Here is a 2936-nt window from a genome sequence, read left to right as displayed (position 1 = left end):
CGCGCGCCGCTCCCCGCCCCTTCGCGCCGGCTGCACGCCCGGCCCTCCGCGCCGGCTGCCCGTCGGCGCGACGGCGTCCGGTGTGGAAGGCGCGTCGCGCCAGGCGCGTCGCGGATTCCACGCGAGCCCCTGGCGCCGTGTGGGTGGTCGGTTCGAACATGTGTTCGTGAGCGAGACCCCCGCCCGTCGTGCGGCGATCCTGCACGCCGACCTCGACGCGTTCTACGCGTCCGTCGAGCAGCGTGACGACCCCCGCCTGCGCGGCCACCCGGTCGCCGTCGGGGGCGGCGTCGTCCTCGCGTGCTCGTACGAGGCCAAGCGACGCGGCGTGAAGACCGCGATGAGCGGACGTCAGGCGCGGGCGCTCTGCCCCGACCTCGTCGAGGTCCGGCCCCGCTTCGACGCCTACGTCGAGGCCAGCCGTGCCGTGTTCGAGCTCTTCCACGCGACGACGCCGCAGGTCCAGGGCGTGTCGATCGACGAGGCGTTCCTCGACGTCGCGGGCCTGCACCGCATCGACGTGCCGCCCGTCGAGATCGCGGCCCGGCTGCGCCGCCAGGTCCGCGACGAGGTCGGCCTGCCGATCACCGTCGGCGTCGCCCGCACCCCGTTCCTCGCGAAGGTCGCGTCGCGCGTCGGCAAGCCCGACGGCCTCGTGCACGTGCCGCCCGACCGCGAGGACGCCTTCCTCCACCCGCTCCCGCTCGAGCTGCTCTGGGGCGTCGGCGAGGTCACCGCTGCGAAGCTGCACGGGTACGGCCTGCGGACCGCCGGGGACGTCGCGATGCTCCCCGAGTCCGTGCTCGTCGGGGCCCTGGGCCCCGCCGCCGGGCGGCACCTGCACGCGGTCGTGCACGGACGGACGCCCTCACGTGTCGAGACGGGCCGGCGGCGTGGCTCGATCGGCGCCCAGCGCGCGCTCGGGCGCGGCCCGCACGACCCCGCGTTCGTCCACGCCGCCCTGCTCGGCCTCGTCGACCGCGTCGCGCGCCGCATGCGCACCGCGCACCGCACCGCCCGGACCGTCGTGCTGCGCCTCCGCTTCGAGGACTACACCCGTGCCACCCGGTCGCGGTCGTTCCGGCACGCGACGTCGTCCGGCACCGACCTCGCCGCCGCCGCGGTCGCGCTCCTCGACTCCGTCGCCCCGCTGATCCGCGAGCGCGGGCTCACCCTCGTGGGGGTCGCGCTCACCAACCTCGAGTCCGACGACGTCGTGCAGCCCCAGCTCGCGCTCGACGGCCCCGACCTCGGTGCGCTCGACACGACGCTCGACTCGGTCGCCGACCGGTTCGGCAAGCGCTCCGTCACGCGCGCGAGCCTGCTGCGCAGCGGCGACGGCATCGCCGTCCCCCTCCTCCCCGACTAGCGCCTGCGGTGCCGCGCCCGCCGCCCTCGCGCGGAGGGCGACGACACCGCTCGCGCGGTCCGGCACGTCGAGAGGACGCCGCCGACCACCGGGATCCGATCACCGTCCCCGTTCGTCACGTCACTCACATCGCGGCATGCGTCAGGACGTGAGGAGTCCGCCTGCAACACGACACGTTCCCAGCGGTGAGTGGAGATGTCCTGCTGCTCGCTCAGGCTGGTCGACCCAGACCCACCTCCGAGGTGGCGCGCAGCGTCGCCGGCAGGGCGTACGGCGCGGGCCAGCTCTGGATGAGGTAGTGCTCGAGGACCTCGAGCGTCGAGCCGTCCCAGTAGGCGTCACGACCTCGTGCGTGCACGCGCAACCGGTAGCAGCCAGGCCCGTGCGCGTCGAGAGGGTCGGTGAGCTGCTCCTCCGGGACCCACTCGAAGCTCGCCGCCCGCATGGGGAGTTCTGTGGAGGTCTCAAGGGAGACTTCGCCCACGTCCTCCCACGTGTCGTCGACCGACTCCGGCGGCCCGTCAAGGGCCTCGGTGGTCAACCGGACAAGTCCGGTGGCGATCCCGGTCACGACGGTGCAGTAGGTGCGCTTCACCCGTCCGATCACCCCGTGCTCGTCGACCGGGTCGTCCAAATAGGGCTCTCCGATGTCGTGCCCGACGATGAACTGGTGCCAGTCGACGAACGTGTCGGCGCTCCTGGGCATGTCGACCTCCCGCGTCAGCTGATGACCTTGACGAAAGACTGGTCCGTCGAGCATCCGCTCGTCGCCGGGGACATCACTCGGCACGAGCCGACGACTCCGCCTCGACGGTGACGCCGTCCGACCACGCCGACAGGATCCCGCCGACGACCGGGACCCGGACGACCGCGCCCAGCCGGACGTGCGCCGACCGGCCGTCGGGGCTCGTCGCCTCCAGCACCCGCACGGTGACGAACGGTTGCGTCGCCGCCGCGTTCTCCCGCAGATAGGCCTCGGTGGCGGCACGCACGCTGGCGTCGGACAGGTCGATCCCGCCCCGCGACGGATCACCCTGGCCGGCGCCGGGTGCGAAGTAGCCCGGGTCGGCGAGCGCGTCCGCCGCGTCGAGCGCCACGACGTCGGCCAGCGCCACGAGACGCTTGCGGTCGAGGTGCACGGCCGTCGCCGCGGACACCACGAGCACGAGCAGCAGCGCCACGACGACGAACCCGAGCGTCAGCAGCAGCACCTGCCCGTCGTCGCCGCCACCCGCCCTGGCGATCCGACGCCGGATCCGCGCGGCGACGTCCCTCGACCGTGCCGCCCGGCTGACCGCCACGCCGGCCCTCGGGCTCATCCGCGCGCCCGGTAGGTGTCGACGGGCGCGACCCGCTCGGCGTTCACCGGGACCTCGAGCGGGACGACGTCACGGACCGCGGTCGGCACGAACGGCAGCGGCACGACCACCTCGACGCGCGCCGTGACGCGCGAGCCGGGGGCGAGGCACGGCGTCGACGTGCACGTGAGCCGGAGCGCGTCGGCCGGGTCGTCGTCGAAGCCCTGGTCGCGCAACGCCACGCCCGTCGCCGCCGCCGCGCGCGCAGC

At 74.5% G+C, this 2936-nt stretch carries 3 protein-coding genes and 1 pseudogene; 1 reads left to right on the top strand and 3 read right to left on the bottom strand.

Annotated features, from left to right (window positions below; translation table 11 throughout):
- Nucleotides 1-166: 166 nt before the first annotated feature.
- A complete protein-coding gene (gene dinB, locus HGA02_RS15210) occupies nt 167-1369 on the top strand; it encodes a DNA polymerase IV (protein WP_343035511.1) in 1203 nt (400 codons plus the stop codon).
- Nucleotides 1370-1580: 211 nt separating this feature from the next.
- Here dinB and HGA02_RS15205 read toward each other — a convergent pair whose 3' ends face one another.
- The 3 genes and pseudogenes from HGA02_RS15205 to HGA02_RS15195 form a co-directional block, all read right to left on the bottom strand.
- Complete coding sequence (locus tag HGA02_RS15205) at nt 1581-2129, bottom strand: hypothetical protein (RefSeq protein WP_168679861.1); 549 nt, start codon at nt 2127-2129, stop codon at nt 1581-1583.
- A gap of 19 nt (nt 2130-2148) precedes the next feature.
- Nucleotides 2149-2580, bottom strand: a complete 432-nt coding sequence (locus HGA02_RS15200) for a hypothetical protein (protein WP_343035510.1) — start codon at nt 2578-2580, stop codon at nt 2149-2151.
- Nucleotides 2581-2684: 104 nt separating this feature from the next.
- A pseudogene (locus tag HGA02_RS15195) lies at nt 2685-2936 on the bottom strand (pilus assembly protein); the annotation flags it as partial.

Source organism: Cellulomonas septica (assembly GCF_012396155.1).
Taxonomy (GTDB): Bacteria; Actinomycetota; Actinomycetes; order Actinomycetales; family Cellulomonadaceae; genus Cellulomonas; species Cellulomonas septica.
The sequence above is the reverse complement of the archived record's forward strand: the minus strand, read 5'-3'. Positions and strand labels throughout refer to the sequence as shown.

What these genes read in the sequence shown, in the direction of transcription:
- HGA02_RS15205 (WP_168679861.1), bottom strand. Translation starts at nt 2,129, where the DNA reads ATGCTCGACGGACCAGTCTTTCGTCAAGGTCATCAGCTGACGCGGGAG.